This is a genomic window from Streptomyces sp. NPDC001920, assembly GCF_053594495.1.
Map to the genome: position 1 here is coordinate 18,856 of NZ_JBSFEP010000022.1, position 14,804 is coordinate 33,659.

Consider the following 14,804-nt stretch of genomic DNA (forward strand, 5'->3'; position numbering starts at 1 on the left):
TCCGTTCCGGAGTCCGGGCCTCGGCATCGCAACTCGACCTCGACGGAGGGTGATTCACCATGTCCGCCACCTCGCTCGCCGCGCTCGCCCGGACCTCCGACCCGCAGACCGTGCTGCGCCGCTTCCTGGCCCTGGACGCCGTGGTGACCGGGGCGAACGGGATCGCCTACCTCGCGGTGTCCGGCCCTCTCGGCCGTCTCCTCGGGGTGGACTCGGGCCTGTTGCTCGGACTCGGCGCGTTCCTCACCGTGTACGGAGCGGGCGTCGGACTGCTCGCCTCCCGTCCCCGGCCCGCCGCGTTCCCCGTGCGGGCCGTGATCGAGGCCAACCTCGCCTGGGCCGTGGTGAGTCTCGCCGCGCTGGCGCTGTGGCTGTCGCCGACCACCGCCGGCGCCGTGTGGACCGTGCTCCAGGCGCTCACCGTCGCCGGGTTCGCCGTGCTCCAGCACGCGGCGCTGAAGATGCGTCAGGCCACCATCGACTGAAGGTACTTGACCGTCGCCGGGTCGGCCGGGAGGAAGGTCTCGACGGCCAGTTCGGCGACGGTCACGTCCATCGGCGTGTTGAAGGTGGAGATGGAGGAGATGAAGGACAGCACGCGGCCCTCGTGCTCGACCTGCATCGGCAGCGCGAAGTACGGGACCGGCTCGGCCGGCTCGCTTCCGGGTGTCTCGGGCGGCACCGGATAGGCCGCCACCTCCTCGTACAGCTTCTTCAGCGGCTCCGAACGGCGCAGCGCGATCTGCCGGGCCATCTGGTCGAGCAGGTGCCCGCGCCACTCGCGCAGGTTGCGGATGCGCGGTGCGAGGCCCTCCGGGTGCAGGGTCAGGCGCATCGCGTTCAGCGGGGGTGCCAGAAGGTGCTCGGGGACGCCGTCGAGCAGCATCAGGATGCCCCGGTTGGCCGCGTGGACGTTGTACATCGCGTCGACCACCACGGCGGGGTAGGGCTCGTAGCCCTGGATCAGGCGCTCCAGGCCCGCGCGGAGCGCGTCCAGCGCGGGATCGGTCAGCGGGGTCTCCGGATAGCGGGGGGCGTAGCCGGCCGCCAGCAGCAGCGCGTTGCGCTCGCGCACCGGCACGTCCAGATGTTCGGCCAGCCGCAGCACCATCTCCTCGCTCGGACGCGAACGGCCCGTCTCGATGAAGCTGATGTGCCGCGCCGAGGAGTCGGCCCGCAGCGCCAACTCCAACTGGCTGACCCGCCGTTGCTCCCGCCAGGCCCGTAGCAGGGGGCCCACGCCCCGGTCGACCGGTGCGGTGGCGGGCGGCGCGGCGTCTCGGGGCGTGGCAGTGGTCATGGGTACGACCGTAGTCGAGGAGCGCGTGGAAGTGGTCGCGCTGTGGCCACCGCCTCCGGGACGGGACGGCGTGGTGCGACCGGGCACCGGCCCGGCGCCGCGCCGAACGGCCGGCGGAGCTCCGGCTGTGGCAGTCTGAGGAGGAACCCCCCGTCCAGGAAGGAGCGAGGCCATGCCCCTCGAACCGCTGTCGCAGAAGGAGATCGAGGACCGGCTCGCGGAGCTGCCCGGCTGGTCGCTGGACGGCGACCGCATCGCGCGCTCCTACCGGCTGCCCTCGCACTTCGCGGCCACGGCGATGGTCGTCCACATCGCCCAGGTCCAGGAGGAGCTCGACCACCACTCCGACCTCACCCTCGGCTACAACACCGTGTCCCTCACCGTGAACACGCACACCGTGGCCGCGGTGACCGAGCGGGACTTCGACCTCGCGCGGAAGATCGAGGCGCTCGCCCCGGGCCACGGGGCACACTGAGGCGCGTGCTCGACTACGACGAGGAAGCGCAGCGGTACGACGCCTCGCGCGGCGGCGAACCCAGGGCGGCGGCCGCGGCCCGGGCGGTGCTCGGACTCCTGCCGGAGGGGACGCGGCGCCTGCTCGACGTGGCGTGCGGCACCGGCATCGTCACGCGACGGCTCGCCGAACGGGACGGCCTGCGCGTCACCGGCGTCGACCTCGCGACCAACATGGCCCGGCAGGCCGCCGCCCGGCTGCCGGGCGCCGTGGTGCTCGCGGACGGCCGGCGGCTGCCGTTCCAGGACGGCCGCTTCGACGCCGTCAGCAGCGTGTGGCTGCTGCATCTGGCGCAGAGCGACGAGGACGCGCGGGCGGTCGTCGCGGAGTGCGCCCGGGTGCTGCGGCCGGGCGGGGTCTATGTCACCACGGTCGACAAGGCCGCCGCCCACAACGTGGGCAGTGACATCGATGCCGTACTCGCGTCCCGCCCGCGCAGCCCGGCCCGGGACGCGGCGGCCGTGGTCGAGTCGTACGCCCTCGGCCACGGCCTGCTCCCGTCCGGCCGGGCCCGCTTCACCGGCCGCGGACAGGGCCGCAGCCCCCGCCGCACCATCGCCGACCTGCGTCGCGGCTGGTTCGTCACCCTGCCGCCCGGTGATCCCCTCGCAGACGAGTTCGCCGCCCGGCTGGCACGGCTGCCGGACCAGGACGTGCCCCGCCCCGACCCGGTGTTCACCCTGCGGGCGTTCCGCAAGCCCGGGTGAAGTCCATGGTCCAGTTGGTCAGCCAGGTCCGCCCGCCGTCCACGGAGAACGCCTGCTCCCAGCGGGCCGACCGCGGCGAGACACCCGACCACACGAACCGGACCCGCACCTCCTGGTGGTCATGGACGTCGTCGCCGTAGAACTCGCCACGCCCGCCCTCGAACCGGCCGACGACGGGCGGGAAGAGCTTCCCGCTCACGCTTGACGCCCAGTGCAGCGACCACCGCTGCGTCTCCCCGTCGAACAGCCGCAGCGTCGCACCCTTCGCCGACAGCCTCGGCATGTCGATCTCATCGAGGTTCGCGGCCCCGTCGAACAGCGGCCGGCACCAGCTGGTCGCGGGGAACTCCTCCCAGCCGCTGTCCGGGTCGAGGAAGTCGGTGCGGCGGCGGTTGAGGACCTCCCACTCGCCGTGGAAGAAGTCGAAGTCGTGCGCGCTGCTCATGTGCGGTCTCCAGTGGTTCCTTCGGGCAGGGAGTCGGCCAGGTAGGCCGCGAGGTCCGGGACTTCGGGCGCGAGCAGGTGCCGTACCCAGGCGTTTCGTTCGTGCAGGATCGGCGGGAGCTCCCAGACGCAGCCGATCCACGGCAGGTCCGTGACGGTGAAGTGGGTGGGGTCGAGGTCCGGGCAGCCCAGCACCGGCTGGCCCGCCGCGGCGCCCCGGAAGTGCAGGACGTTGTCCCACACCCAGCTGTAGGCGTTCAGGTAGGCGCCGTCGTCGCCGCCCCGGTGCAGCACCACGAAGGTCGCGGGCGGCGTGCCGTCCGGCTCCGGCAGCAGCTTGGGCAGGATCTCGTACGCCGCCTTCGCGACCTCGGGCGCTATGCCCGCGGGCTCGGTGGTGACGTGGTAGCGCTTGACGTGCCGCCCGGCCACCTCGACGGGCGGCGGCACGGTCAGCAGCTTTTCGCTGAAAGGCATGGCGGCACGCTAGAGGCGCTTCACTGACATCCTGTGGCAGTGAAGTCCAGCCGACTCGTCTCGATCCTCCTGCTGCTCCAGACCCGCGGCCGGATGACGGCCGCGCAACTCGCCGAGGAACTGCAGGTGTCGGTGCGCACGGTCTACCGGGACGTCGAGGCGCTGGGGGCGGCCGGCGTCCCGCTGTACGGCGACGCCGGGCACGCCGGTGGCTACCGCCTCCTCGACGGCTACCGCACCCGCCTCACCGGACTGACCACCGGCGAGGCCGAGGCCCTCTTCCTCGCCGGGGCCCCCGGCCCAGCCGCCCAGCTCGGTCTCGGCTCGGTCCTGGCCACCGCCCAGCTCAAGGTCCGGGCCGCGCTGCCCGTGGAACTGCGCGGCCACGCCGACCGGATCAGCGGCCGCTTCCACCTGGACGCACCGGGCTGGTACGCCGACGCCGACGAGACCCCGTACCTTCCCGCGGTGGCCGACGCCGTCTGGCACAGCCGCGTCCTGCACGTGCGGTATCGCCGCTGGCACGAGCCCACCGATGTGGAGCGCCGTCTGGAGCCGTACGGGCTCGTCCTCAAGGCGGGCCGCTGGTACGTCGTCGCGGGTCCTGGCCCCCGTACCTTCCGCGTCGACCAGATCCTGGAACTGACCGCGTCGGACGAGGAGTTCACCCGGTCCGACGACTTCGAGCTGGCCGCCTACTGGGCGGCGTACCAGCGCGACTTCCACGACCGGCTCCGGCAGGGCGAGGCGCTGGTCCGGCTGGCTCCCGGTGCGCGGCTCGACGGGCCGATGGCGGTGGCGGTCCGGGACAACGGGCGTACCGACGAGGAGGGCTGGACGCTGGCCACCGTCCCCATCGAGTCCGTCGACCACGCGCACGGGGAGTTCCTGCGGCTGGGCGCGGACATCGAGGTTCTCCGGCCCGTGGCCCTGCGGGAGCGGATCGCGGCGACCGTACGGGAACTGATGGCGCGGTACGGCTGACAGCTCTCCCGTCGCGTGCGGTCCGCCACGCGGAACCGGCGGTCCCGGTGCGCGCGGTGGGGACAGACGAGGCCCGTCCGCCTTCCCGGGAGGTTCCCCAGGCGGTGGCGGCATGGCCACCGCTCCACGTCCGGCGGTGTGCACGCCCCGGACGGCCGGCGGCGGCGACGGGAAGGAGCCCGCCGACGACAAGAGCAGCGCCGCGTCCGAGGTCGCCGAGGTCGGGGACACGTTCGCCCTCAAGGGCGTCGAAGGCGGCGACCGTCACCTTCGCGATGGACTCGGGCTTCGCCCAGCAGGCCGGGGAGTGGAAGCGGTAGCAGACGGCCCGGGGCGCGTGCCTGGGAGCCGGCACGCGCCCCGGGCTCAACTCACCTTGCAACCACGGTCACCCAGCTTGAACGCGGCCGGTTTCGCGTTGGCGCCCGACCAACTCCCCGTGAACCCGAAACTCACGGACGAACCGGCCGCCACGTTCCCGTTCCAGCCGACGTTCTTCGCGGTCACCGCAGCCCCCGACTGGGTGTGCTCGGCGTTCCACGCCTGGGTGATCCGCTGGCCGTCGGCGAAGGACCAGCCGAGCGACCAGCCGCTCCAGGCTCCGGCGCCGGTGTTGGTGAGCCGCACGTCCGCCTGGAAGCCGCCCGACCACTGGCTGGTGACCGTGTACGTCACCGTGCAACCGCCGGTGGGCGTCGGATCGGGGCCGGGCCCGGGATCCGTCGTGCCGCTGTCGGAGGTGTCGCCGTAGACGACCCCGCGCCCGTTGGTCGCCACGTACACGCGCCCGTACACCCGCGGGTCACCCGTGATCGCCGCTCCCGTCCAGCCCCACTGGTGGGCGTCGTCGTTGATACGGGTCCAACTCGCGCCCTTGTCGGTGGAGCGGAAGATGCCGCGGACGCCGCCGATCTTCGCGCTGGTGTAGAGGGTCTGGTACGAGGCTCCCGGCGCCGCCTTGCCGAAGCCGATCGTGTCGGCCTGCTCGACGTTCGAGAGCCTGGTGAAGCTCGCGCCGCCGTCCGTCGAGTGCCACAGGCCGTACGCGCCGCCCGCCAGCCAGACGTCGCCCTTGGTCCCGGGCAGCGCCTTGAAGCGGACGCTGTCATCACTCGGCAGCCCGGTGGCCGAGGACGCGGTGAAGGTGGCGCCGCCGTCCGTACTGACGTAGAACTTCCCGGACTTGAAGCCGTAGAAGACCTTCGGGTCCACCCGGTCGGACTCGACGACCGCGCCGGCCGGGATCCCGCTCGACGTCTGCCACGAGGTGCCGAAGCCCTGTGTGTACCGCACGCCCGTACCGCCGGGACTCCACACGAACCGGCTGCCGTCGGCCGCCGCGGCCACCGTGCCGCCCTCACTGACGCCCGAGGGGTCGGTCCCCGCGAACCAGTTGGCCCCGTTGTCCGTCGAGAACGCGATGTGCGGACCGGAGTCCAGATTGCCGACCCGCACGACCGCGCTCGGGTTCGACTCGGCGAAGTCCAGGCTCGTGGTCGTGGTGAAATCGGGCTGGGTGAACATCATCGACGGGACCTTGTCCAGGTCCGTGTGACGGAAGCCGCCGATGTCGCCCAGAGCGCTGAGCAGCGGCGCGCCCGACGGGGGAGAGGCGAGGTCGTTGACGGCCGTCTCCTCCAGGCCCTGCACCATCGGCTTGATGGTGAACTTGGCTCCGCTGTCCCAGCCGGTGAGGTTCTCGGTGCCGTAGATCGTCGCGCCCGTGCCGTACATCATGCGGTCCGAGTCGAACGGGTCGATCTCCAGGGCCTCCGTCATCCAGCCGAGCTTCGGGGTCTGCTCGGGCGGTGACGGGTCGGCGCCCCAGGTCAGCCAGGGCGACGAGGAGACGTCCATCGTGTAGCGGTTCTCGCGGGTGGGGTACGACGTGTAGTCCCACGCCTTCGTCCAGGTTCCGCCGCTGTCGGTCGAACGGAAGATCTGGGTGTCCGGCCACCAGGAGCTGTACGCCGTCGCCATCACCGTGCCTGGCTTCAGCCGGTCGACGGTCAGCCCGCTGAAGCCGTAGTACGTGTCGGCCTCCGCCACCGGGCTGATGTCCTTCCAGGTCCCGGTCGCCGTGGCGTACCGCCACAACCGGCCCTTGCCGCCGTCGTAGGGGCCGCCCTTGTCGCTGTAGGCGAGGTAGAGGTAGCCGTTCGTCGCGTTTAGGACGCCCTTGTGCGCCAGGTGTCCCGTGGGCTGCCCGGCGACCCGGGACCAGGTGGCCCCCGCGTCGGTCGAGCGGTACACGGCGTTGTCCTTGTCGGCGACACCGACGTAGAGCGTCTTCGTGGCGTTCCGGGACGTCCCCGTGGACTCGTCGAACGTGACCCAGACGATCCCCTGGTTGTCGCTGGCGTACCCGCTGGTGTCGCTCGGATCCTGCACGTAATTGCCGGCGTTGGGGAAGTTCGCCACCTGCGACCAGGTCACCCCGAAGTCCGTCGACCGCCACAACCCCTTGCCGCTGGGGGCGCCCAGGTACAGCACGCTGTTCTTGTTCGGGTCGACCGCCAGCCGCTCACCCATGCCGCGGCCCGGCATGTTGCCGCCCAGCTTGAACGGCAGGTTCGTCTTCTGCCAGCTGGCGCCCCGGTCGGAGGAGCGCATGACCGCGCCGTTATTCGGGTCCCAGCCGTTGGTGTACGTGCCCACCGCCGCGTACACCCGGTTCGGGTCGACGGAGTCGGACGCCAGGCTCACCACGCCCGTGTGCCCCCAGTCGTCCCAGCCCACGGAGTCCAGCAGCGGCGTCCAGGTCTTCGTCGACTGCTGCCAGCGGTAGGCGCCGCCGATGTCGGTGCGGGCGTAGGCGAGGTTCCTCTCGTTGCGGTTGAAGACGATGCCGGGGACGAAACCGCCGCCGTCGATGCGGGCGTTCTTCCAGGTGTAGGTGTCGGCGGCGAGAGCCGTCTGCGGGGCCCTGTCGGCGGCCAGCGCGGGCGGAATGCCCGCGAGCAGGCCGGCCGCGAGTGCCAGCACCGCCGTGAGGATGCGGGTTCTTCGCACGGGGTGTCCTTTCCCGGACGTGGGGGGAACGCAGAAGCGCGTCGGGGCAAGTGCTTTCCACGCAGGGCGCAAGTGCCGGGCGGCCCCCCGTGCGGGAGGGGGCCGCCCGGCACACAGGCCTCGCCGTCAGGTGACGAGACCGCGTACGCGGAACCTTTCAGGCGGTTCCGGGGAAGAGGCGGTGCCTGCGGTGCCCCGTGAGGGACGCGGGACCGCTTCCGGATGCGGCTCCGCCGCGTGGGCGCGACCAGCCACAACGGATGGGGACCCGGGGCAGGACACCGCCCGACCCGCGGAGCGCCCGGCGGGGACCTATTCGAGAAGCTCCGCGTACGAACCCATGGCCAGGGCGATGTCCGCCTGGGCCCAGAACCGGTGGTACGTGAACGACGGCGCCGCACCGCCCGCGAGATACGCCTCGATCTTCGACCAGGCCGGGTCGTCCTTGTAGAACGAGCGGATCGAGTCGAAGGTCGACGACGAGTTGATCGCGTCCCCGTTCGGCATGGTGCCCGTCCAGCCGCTCGGGATGTGGACCGGGTCGTCGAAGCGGTTGTAGTCCGCGCGGGTCTCCGGGACGGCGATGCCGAGGTCGTCCTGGTGGTTCTTCCACATGCCGTCCAGGAGCGCCTTGGCCGTGGTCGCGGCCGCGGTGTCACCGGAGCGGTCGGCGTAGTACGTCAGGGTCTTGGCGTACGCGGCCGCCACACCGACGTCGTCGGTGTAGTCGGCGACGGTGACATGGAGCCCGCTGTTGGCGCCCGGACTCGACGGGTTCCAGGTGTCGGGCTGCCCCGACCACTGAAGCGTCGCCGGGATCCGGAAGGTGCCGTCCGGGTTGACGGTCGTCTCGGACAGCGCCCAGTCGACCCACTTGTCGAGGACGGCCTTCGCGGCCGCGTTCCCCGTCTGCTGGTAGTACTCGGCCACCCGCTCCATCGACCACGCCTGGAAGCCGAACCACTGGTTGGACGGCGGGTCGTGGTAGACGGGCTGCTGGTCGTAGTACATGCCGTAGAAGGTCGACTTGCCCGCGGGCGGCGTGGCGTACCGGCCCGCCCAGCTGTTGGTCGCCCCGCCCGCGATCGCGCCCTCGCTGGACTGCAGCCAGCGGTAGAACTCGATCTGCCGTTCCAGGGACTTGGCCCAGTCCGCCTGTCCCGTCGCCGACTTGGGCTTCAGGTCGGCGTAGTTGGCCAGGGCGTACGCGGCCATCGGGTTCTGGTAGCCGCCGTGCGCGTGGCTGGAGCCGATGCGCCAGGCCCAGCCCGCCGAGGTGTCGGTGGCACCGCCCCAGGCGTAGTACCAGGACAGCAGGTACATCGAGGCGTCCTTGCCGGTGCCGGCCGGGCAGGTCGACGGACCGACGCAGTTGCCGATCTTCTTGAAGTACTTGTCGTACATCGCGTAGCGCAGGTAGTCGCCCATCTTCGCGGCCTTGGCCACGGTCGCGGAGATCTGGCCGCCCTTGCCCTGCTCGTCGGCCCACTTGTCGGCCCAGTACGCGGCCTGCACCGCACGCGCGTCGGCATCCGGGGCGTTGGTGAACTTCCACTGCTTGGCGTAGGAGGCGTCACCGGTGAACAGGTCCAGGTAGCCGTTCTTGCCGCCGTACTTGAAGGCGTCGCAGGTCGGGTGCGGCACCGTCTCCCACACCGACTCCTGCGGACCGCGCTGGAAGGTGTTGATGTACGACGGTCCCTGGTCCGTCGGCCCCGCCGCGCACTTGCCCGGCGCGTTGCCGTAGCCGTAGACGTTGTCGACGTCCTGGATCCAGTGCATGCCGTAGATGTCGTCCGTGCCGTACGCGCTCTTCAGTTCGGCCGCGATCGGGTCCCGGCCGACCGAGACCCCGGTGTCGAGCTTGGCCGGGTACTGGTTCGGCGTGTCCAGCTCGGGCGCGTACGTCGCCGGCTTGGAGGCGTTGTAGAAGGAGTTGGCCGGCTGGTCGGCGCGGGTGGGGATCATGTACTTCTCCATGATCTCCCAGGCGCCGTTGAACTTGGACCAGTCACCCGTGACCTTGCCGTACATCGCCTGCAGCCACAGCAGGTAGCTGTAGGCCTCGGACGTGGTCTCGTGGCCGTGGTCCGGTGCCTCGACGATCAGCGTCTCGACCGAGTGGTACGGGATGCCCTCGGGCGAGAAGTAGCCGTTCGCCGGGTTGGTGATCTTGCCGTACATCTCCAGGAAGCGGGCGTCGTACACCTTCGCCGCCGCGATCTGGGTCACCGTGACCGAGGCCTTCGCGTGGCCGTCGGCGGACGACTCGAAGGTCGCCGAGCCGGTGCCGGAGCTGTCGGCCGTGATGGTCACCTTCTGGGCGGTGTTCCAGTTCGAGGGCGTGAAGGTGAGCGAGGCGCCACCGGTCACCGACAGGCCGGAGTTGCCGCCGGTCCGGGCGGTGGTCACGGTCACGTTCGAGGACGGCTGGGTGGACAGCTTCACGTCGTAGGAGCCGGACTTGCCCGCCTGCACGGCCAGTTGGGTCGCTGAGGCCACCACGGCGGGGCCCGAGGCCACGGTGATGCCGACGGGAGTGGACTCGGCGGACGCGCCCAGGCTGTCGTACGCCTTGGCCAGCAGCGAATGGCCGCCCACGGCAAGGCTGGAGACCGACAGCGAGTAGGGCGCCGTGGTGTCCGTGCCCAGCAGTGTGGTGTCGTCGTAGAACTCGACCTTGCTGATCGACGCGCCGTCCGCGGCGGCCGCGGTCGCCGCGAGCGGCACGGCGTCACCGCTGGTGTAGACGGCGCCCGCCGCCGGGCTGGTCAGTACGGTGATGGGGGGCTGGTGGGCGCCGGTGCAGGCGGTGCCGTTGATCGCGAAGTTCGTCGGGGCGGCGTTGGCGCCGCTGTAGCTGAACTGGGCACCGGTGGAGACGGCGGCACCGGCGGCGATCCGCTTGTTGTGCCCGGCGTCCTTCACCGTGATCGACTGCCCGGACTGCGACCAGGTGCCGTTCCAGCCGTTGCTGAGCTTCTGGTTGCCCGCGTAGCTGTACGTCAGGGTCCAGCCGTCGATGGCGTCCGTTCCGCGGTTGGTGAGGGTCAGGTCCGCGGTGAAACCCGAACCCCAGTCGTTGGTCCTGTAGTCGACACTGCACTGAAGTGCCGCCGCCTGAGCGGGAGTCGAACCCGTACTCAACATCGTCAAGGGAAGCGCCAAGGTCGCTACGACGGCCGTCCACAACCGTCGTACGGCCCTGCGTCTGCGTGGGGGATGCACGTGCTGGTTCCTCCTCGCGGCTCGGAGAGGTCAAGGCTTGAACCAGTGGGAGCGCTCCCATAGTGGGGACGGGTATGCAAGCGGTCAAGGTGCTTGAAGAGTCGAAAAGATTCGATGCGTTCAGTTGAGCGAAAGTCAGTAACTCCTCTGTCCTTCAGCGTCACTTGGCGCTAGCTTCATGGGCACCAGTGGGAGCGGTTCCATCAGTCGACGCGTCCGTCCCGACGCGCTTGATCTGCAAGGAGTCGCTCATGCGACACCCCCCGCGTTCAGTACTTTCAGCCTTCGCCGGCGCGGTCGGCACCGGCGCGCGTGTCGACGCCGGGTTCCTCGCGTCATGGTCGGGCCGATCGCCGTGGCGACGGTGGTCCTGCCCGGCGTCCGGGACGGCGGTTCTCCAGCCACGCCACAACCCCCCCACCTCGTACGGCAACGGGCCGCGTGCTCACCTGCGCGCCCTCGACGGACAACCTCCCTCACGCAGAAGGAAACCCGCACTCATGACTCGTACCAGAACAGCGATGCTCGCCGCCCTGGCGCTGGTCGCCGGGGCCTCGGGGACCGCGCTCGCCGCGCACCCCGACCCGGTCGGCACGGCCGCCGTGCCCTGCACCGTCGACTACAAGGTGCAGAACCAGTGGGACACCGGCTTCACCGCCGCCGTCACGGTCACCAACCAGGGCGCCGCCAAGTCGAACTGGTCGGTCAAGTGGTCGTACGCCGGGAACCAGAAGATCACCAGCGGCTGGAACGCCAAGGTGAGCCAGAGCGGTGCGGCCGTCACCGCGGCCAACGAGTCCTACAACGGGACGCTGTCCACCGGCGGTTCGGTCAGCTTCGGCTTCCAGGCCTCCTACAGCGGCACCAACGCGATCCCGGCCACCTTCACCCTCGACGGCGTGGCCTGCAACGTCGACGACGGCTCGGGGGGTCCCACGGATCCGCCGCCCGACCCGACCGGCCCGCGGGTCGACAACCCGTACTCCGGCGCCAAGGTGTACGTGAACCCGCAGTGGTCCGCGAACGCCGCCGCCGAGCCGGGTGGCAGCCGCGTCGCCGACCAGCCCACCGGTGTCTGGCTCGACCGCATCGCCGCCGTCAACGGCGCCAACGGCAAGATGGGCCTGCGCGCCCACCTCGACGAGGCGCTGCGTCAGAAGGGCTCCGGCGAGCTCGTCGTCCAGCTGGTCATCTACAACCTGCCGGGCCGCGACTGCTCCGCCCTCGCCTCCAACGGCGAGCTCGGACCGACGGAGATCGGGCGCTACAAGACCGAGTACATCGACCCGATCGCCGCGATCCTCGCCGACCCGAAGTACGCCTCGCTGCGGATCGTGAACGCCATCGAGATCGACTCGCTGCCGAACCTGGTCACCAACACCGGCAGCCGTCCGACCGCCACGCCCCAGTGCGATGTGATGAAGGCCAACGGCAACTACCAGAAGGGCGTCGGCTACGCCCTGAACAAGCTTGGTGACGTACCCAACGTCTACAACTACATCGACGCCGGCCACCACGGCTGGATCGGCTGGGACGACAACTTCGCCCCCAGCGCCGCACTGATGAAGGAGGCGGCCACCACCGAGGGCGCCACCGTCAACGACGTGCACGGCTTCATCACCAACACGGCCAACTTCAGCGCCCTGAAGGAGAACAACTTCAGCATCGACGACACGGTCGGCGGCAAGTCGGTCCGCGAGTCCAAGTGGGTGGACTGGAACCGGTACACCGACGAGCTGTCCTTCGCGCAGGCCTTCCGCAACCAGGCGGTCACGGCCGGGTTCAACGCAGGTGTCGGCATGCTGATCGACACCTCCCGCAACGGCTGGGGCGGCAGTGCACGGCCGACCGGACCCGGTGCGACGACGAACGTCGACACGTACGTCGAGGGCGGCCGCTACGACCGCCGTTTCCACGTCGGCAACTGGTGCAACCAGTCCGGGGCCGGCCTCGGCGAGCGCCCGCAGGCCAACCCGGCCACCGGGATCGACGCGTACGTCTGGATGAAGCCGCCGGGTGAGTCCGACGGCGCCAGCAAGGAGATCCCGAACGACGAGGGCAAGGGCTTCGACCGGATGTGCGACCCGACCTACACGGGCAATCCGCGCAACAACTACAACATGTCCGGCGCCCTGCCCGACGCCCCGCTGTCCGGCCACTGGTTCTCGGCGCAGTTCCGGCAGCTGATGCAGAACGCGTACCCGCCCCTGTCCTGACGGGGTGAGCCGCCCCGCCGGGGTCCAGGCCCTGTCGTTTGGATCATCCCGGCGTCGCGGGGCCAAACGACAGGGCCTGGCCCTCCTGGGCCAGGCCCCGGCGGATCGCGAACTCCACCGCCGAGTAGTGGCCGTCGGCCCGCTCCAGTTCGTACGGCTCCATCGGGTGCAGCGGCGGCTGCGCCATGAAACGGGGCCGGGTGCCGTGGTGCGGCTGGGCGGCGTGGACCAGGAAGGGGTGGCAGAGGTAGACGTCGCCCGGACGCCCGGTGGCGTACGCGAGCGGGCGGTGCGCCGAGGCCTCGGCGACCTGGGGGCCGAGTTCCAGGAAGGAGGCGCCCGCCTCGCCGTACGGCGCCAGGACCGGCGGTACGTCGAGATGCGAGCCGACCCGGATGCGGGTCGGGGCGTCGTCCTCGGAGACGTCGCTGAACAGGAACAGCATGAGCAGGGCGCGGTCCTTCGACCGCAGGTTCGTGTGCGGGTGCTGGGCGCCTTCGGGTACATAGCTGCCCTCGATGTGCCAGCCGGCGTCCGCGGGCTCCTCCTCGTGCGGGAAGCGCAGCGGGAAACTGCCCAGCGAGTAGCGTGACTGCCAACGGCCCTCACCGACCAGCATGTCGAAGGCATCGTGCAGCACGTGGGTGTTGACGGCGGCCGCGAACGGACCCTGCGCCATCTCGTACACCCAGTGCACGGGATCCTTCCAGGTGCCGGGGTCCTCGGGGGCGTATCCCGTCTCCCGCCACAGCAGCCGTGAGCAGTGCTCGGCGACGCGTCGTGGAAAGGCGCCCTCGATCTTCACGAAACCGTCTTCGAGGAAGCGCTCCACCATCTCGTCGTTCATGACGCCATCGTGGGTGCCCGGACGTCCTCGCCGCACCTGATTTTCTTCTGCGGCGCTTTTGCCGTTACGGCAAGGACAGTGGCCCGGTGGCGGTGCGTCGGCGCAGGCTGGCGGCATCCGGACGAGAGGCTGACCCCATGGCGCACGAGGACCACGACCACCAGCAGCAGCACCACGACCTCCATCACGGCCACCACGGCCATCACCACGACCACGGCGACATCGACTGGGGCGAGATGGCGCCGCTGCTGGAGGCGCAGGCGGAGCTGTTCACGCCCCTGTACGAGCACGCCATGGCCTGGCTGGCGAAGCGGCAGACCGAGCCGGGGCTGATCGTGGACGCGGGCAGCGGGCCCGGGGTCGTCGCCTGCCTGCTCGCCGACGCCTTTCCCGGCGCCCGGGTCGTCGCCGTCGACGCGTCCGAGCCGCTGCTGGAGCGGGCCCGGGACCGTGCCGAGCGGCTCGGTGTCGCCGACCGCTTCGGCACCCTCGCCGGTGAACTCCCTGGCGTACTGGACGACTTGGACTACCCCGCCGATCTGCTGTGGGCGGGCCGCAGCCTGCACCACCTCGGCGACCAGCGCGCCGCGCTCACAGCCTTCGCCGACCGACTGGCACGCGGCGGCACCCTGGCACTGCAGGAGGGCGGGCTGCCGGCCCGGTTCCTGCCGCGTGACATCGGCTTCGGGCGCCCCGGGCTCCAGGCGCGCCTGGACGCGCTGGAGGCGGAGTGGTTCGCCGCGATGCGGGCGGACCTGCCCGGCTCCGTCACCGAGACCGAGGACTGGCCGGCGCTGCTCACCGCCGCCGGCCTGCGGCCCACCGGCACCCGCACCTTCCTGCTCGACCTGCCCGCCCCGACCACGGACCGGGCCCGCGCCTATGTCGTCGCCTCGCTGACCCGTACCCGCGAGGGCCTCGGCGAGCGTCTCGACGCCGACGACCGCGCGACCCTCGACCGGCTTCTGGACCCGGACGACAAGGCGAGCCTGCACCATCGGCCCGATGTGTTCGTGCTCGCGGCGCAGACCCTGTACACGGCCGTGCGGGCGAAGTGACGCCCTCCTCGGAGCAC

At 70.9% G+C, this 14,804-nt stretch carries 12 protein-coding genes; 6 read left to right on the plus strand and 6 right to left on the minus strand.

Features of this window, described 5'->3' with window-relative positions; all coding sequences use genetic code 11:
• The first annotated feature begins 59 nt into the window (after nt 1-59).
• Nucleotides 60-485 carry a hypothetical protein gene (locus ACWCPI_RS31275; protein WP_451041315.1) on the plus strand — a complete coding sequence of 142 codons (426 nt, stop codon included), beginning with the start codon at nt 60-62 and terminating at the stop codon, nt 483-485.
• Here the strand turns inward: ACWCPI_RS31275 and ACWCPI_RS31280 are convergent.
• A complete protein-coding gene (locus ACWCPI_RS31280) occupies nt 467-1,300 on the minus strand; it encodes a helix-turn-helix domain-containing protein (RefSeq protein WP_451041316.1) in 834 nt (277 codons plus the stop codon). The two genes, ACWCPI_RS31275 and ACWCPI_RS31280, sit on opposite strands and share 19 nt — an antisense overlap.
• Before the next feature lie 172 nt (nt 1,301-1,472).
• Here ACWCPI_RS31280 and ACWCPI_RS31285 point away from each other — a divergent pair, with 172 nt between their 5' ends.
• Entirely contained in the window at nt 1,473-1,775 is a 303-nt protein-coding gene (locus ACWCPI_RS31285; RefSeq protein WP_451041317.1) for a 4a-hydroxytetrahydrobiopterin dehydratase, read from the plus strand.
• A 5-nt stretch (nt 1,776-1,780) separates the two neighbouring features.
• Nucleotides 1,781-2,521, plus strand: a complete 741-nt coding sequence (locus ACWCPI_RS31290; RefSeq protein WP_451041318.1) for a class I SAM-dependent methyltransferase — start codon at nt 1,781-1,783, stop codon at nt 2,519-2,521.
• Here the strand turns inward: ACWCPI_RS31290 and ACWCPI_RS31295 are convergent.
• Nucleotides 2,490-2,966 (minus strand): hypothetical protein, encoded by a 477-nt coding sequence (locus tag ACWCPI_RS31295; protein WP_451041319.1) that lies wholly within the window; start codon nt 2,964-2,966, stop codon nt 2,490-2,492. The two genes, ACWCPI_RS31290 and ACWCPI_RS31295, sit on opposite strands and share 32 nt — an antisense overlap.
• Nucleotides 2,963-3,442, minus strand: a complete 480-nt coding sequence (locus tag ACWCPI_RS31300) for a hypothetical protein (RefSeq protein ID WP_451041320.1) — start codon at nt 3,440-3,442, stop codon at nt 2,963-2,965. The genes ACWCPI_RS31295 and ACWCPI_RS31300 overlap by 4 nt, the downstream gene beginning before the upstream one ends.
• Before the next feature lie 39 nt (nt 3,443-3,481).
• Here ACWCPI_RS31300 and ACWCPI_RS31305 point away from each other — a divergent pair, with 39 nt between their 5' ends.
• On the plus strand, nt 3,482-4,426 hold the full coding sequence (locus tag ACWCPI_RS31305) for a helix-turn-helix transcriptional regulator (protein WP_451041321.1): 945 nt from the start codon (nt 3,482-3,484) through the stop codon (nt 4,424-4,426).
• A 366-nt stretch (nt 4,427-4,792) separates the two neighbouring features.
• On the opposite strand, the gene ACWCPI_RS31310 is transcribed toward ACWCPI_RS31305, so the two are convergent.
• Nucleotides 4,793-7,438 carry a cellulose binding domain-containing protein gene (locus ACWCPI_RS31310; protein WP_451041322.1) on the minus strand — a complete coding sequence of 882 codons (2,646 nt, stop codon included), beginning with the start codon at nt 7,436-7,438 and terminating at the stop codon, nt 4,793-4,795.
• A 312-nt stretch (nt 7,439-7,750) separates the two neighbouring features.
• The gene (locus tag ACWCPI_RS31315; RefSeq protein ID WP_451041323.1) at nt 7,751-10,666 is read right to left on the minus strand and encodes a glycoside hydrolase family 48 protein; all 2,916 of its coding nucleotides are present in this window, start codon (nt 10,664-10,666) and stop codon (nt 7,751-7,753) included.
• Between the two features lie 500 nt (nt 10,667-11,166).
• Here ACWCPI_RS31315 and ACWCPI_RS31320 point away from each other — a divergent pair, with 500 nt between their 5' ends.
• Nucleotides 11,167-12,882, plus strand: a complete 1,716-nt coding sequence (locus ACWCPI_RS31320; RefSeq protein ID WP_451041324.1) for a glycoside hydrolase family 6 protein — start codon at nt 11,167-11,169, stop codon at nt 12,880-12,882.
• A gap of 43 nt (nt 12,883-12,925) precedes the next feature.
• Here ACWCPI_RS31320 and ACWCPI_RS31325 read toward each other — a convergent pair whose 3' ends face one another.
• A complete protein-coding gene (locus ACWCPI_RS31325) occupies nt 12,926-13,729 on the minus strand; it encodes a phytanoyl-CoA dioxygenase family protein (RefSeq protein ID WP_451041325.1) in 804 nt (267 codons plus the stop codon).
• A gap of 137 nt (nt 13,730-13,866) precedes the next feature.
• On the opposite strand from ACWCPI_RS31325, the gene ACWCPI_RS31330 reads away from it, so the two are divergent.
• Complete coding sequence (locus ACWCPI_RS31330) at nt 13,867-14,787, plus strand: class I SAM-dependent methyltransferase (protein ID WP_451041326.1); 921 nt, start codon at nt 13,867-13,869, stop codon at nt 14,785-14,787.
• Nucleotides 14,788-14,804: the final 17 nt, after the last annotated feature.

Excerpts from the sequence above, each read along its gene's own strand:
- ACWCPI_RS31275 (WP_451041315.1), top strand. The coding sequence starts at position 60 with ATGTCCGCCACCTCGCTCGCCGCGCTCGCCCGGACCTCCGACCCGCAG.
- ACWCPI_RS31280 (WP_451041316.1), bottom strand. The coding sequence starts at position 1,300 with ATGACCACTGCCACGCCCCGAGACGCCGCGCCGCCCGCCACCGCACCG.
- ACWCPI_RS31285 (WP_451041317.1), top strand. The coding sequence starts at position 1,473 with ATGCCCCTCGAACCGCTGTCGCAGAAGGAGATCGAGGACCGGCTCGCG.
- ACWCPI_RS31295 (WP_451041319.1), bottom strand. The coding sequence starts at position 2,966 with ATGAGCAGCGCGCACGACTTCGACTTCTTCCACGGCGAGTGGGAGGTC.
- ACWCPI_RS31300 (WP_451041320.1), bottom strand. The coding sequence starts at position 3,442 with ATGCCTTTCAGCGAAAAGCTGCTGACCGTGCCGCCGCCCGTCGAGGTG.
- ACWCPI_RS31320 (WP_451041324.1), top strand. The coding sequence starts at position 11,167 with ATGACTCGTACCAGAACAGCGATGCTCGCCGCCCTGGCGCTGGTCGCC.
- ACWCPI_RS31325 (WP_451041325.1), bottom strand. The coding sequence starts at position 13,729 with ATGAACGACGAGATGGTGGAGCGCTTCCTCGAAGACGGTTTCGTGAAG.
- ACWCPI_RS31330 (WP_451041326.1), top strand. The coding sequence starts at position 13,867 with ATGGCGCACGAGGACCACGACCACCAGCAGCAGCACCACGACCTCCAT.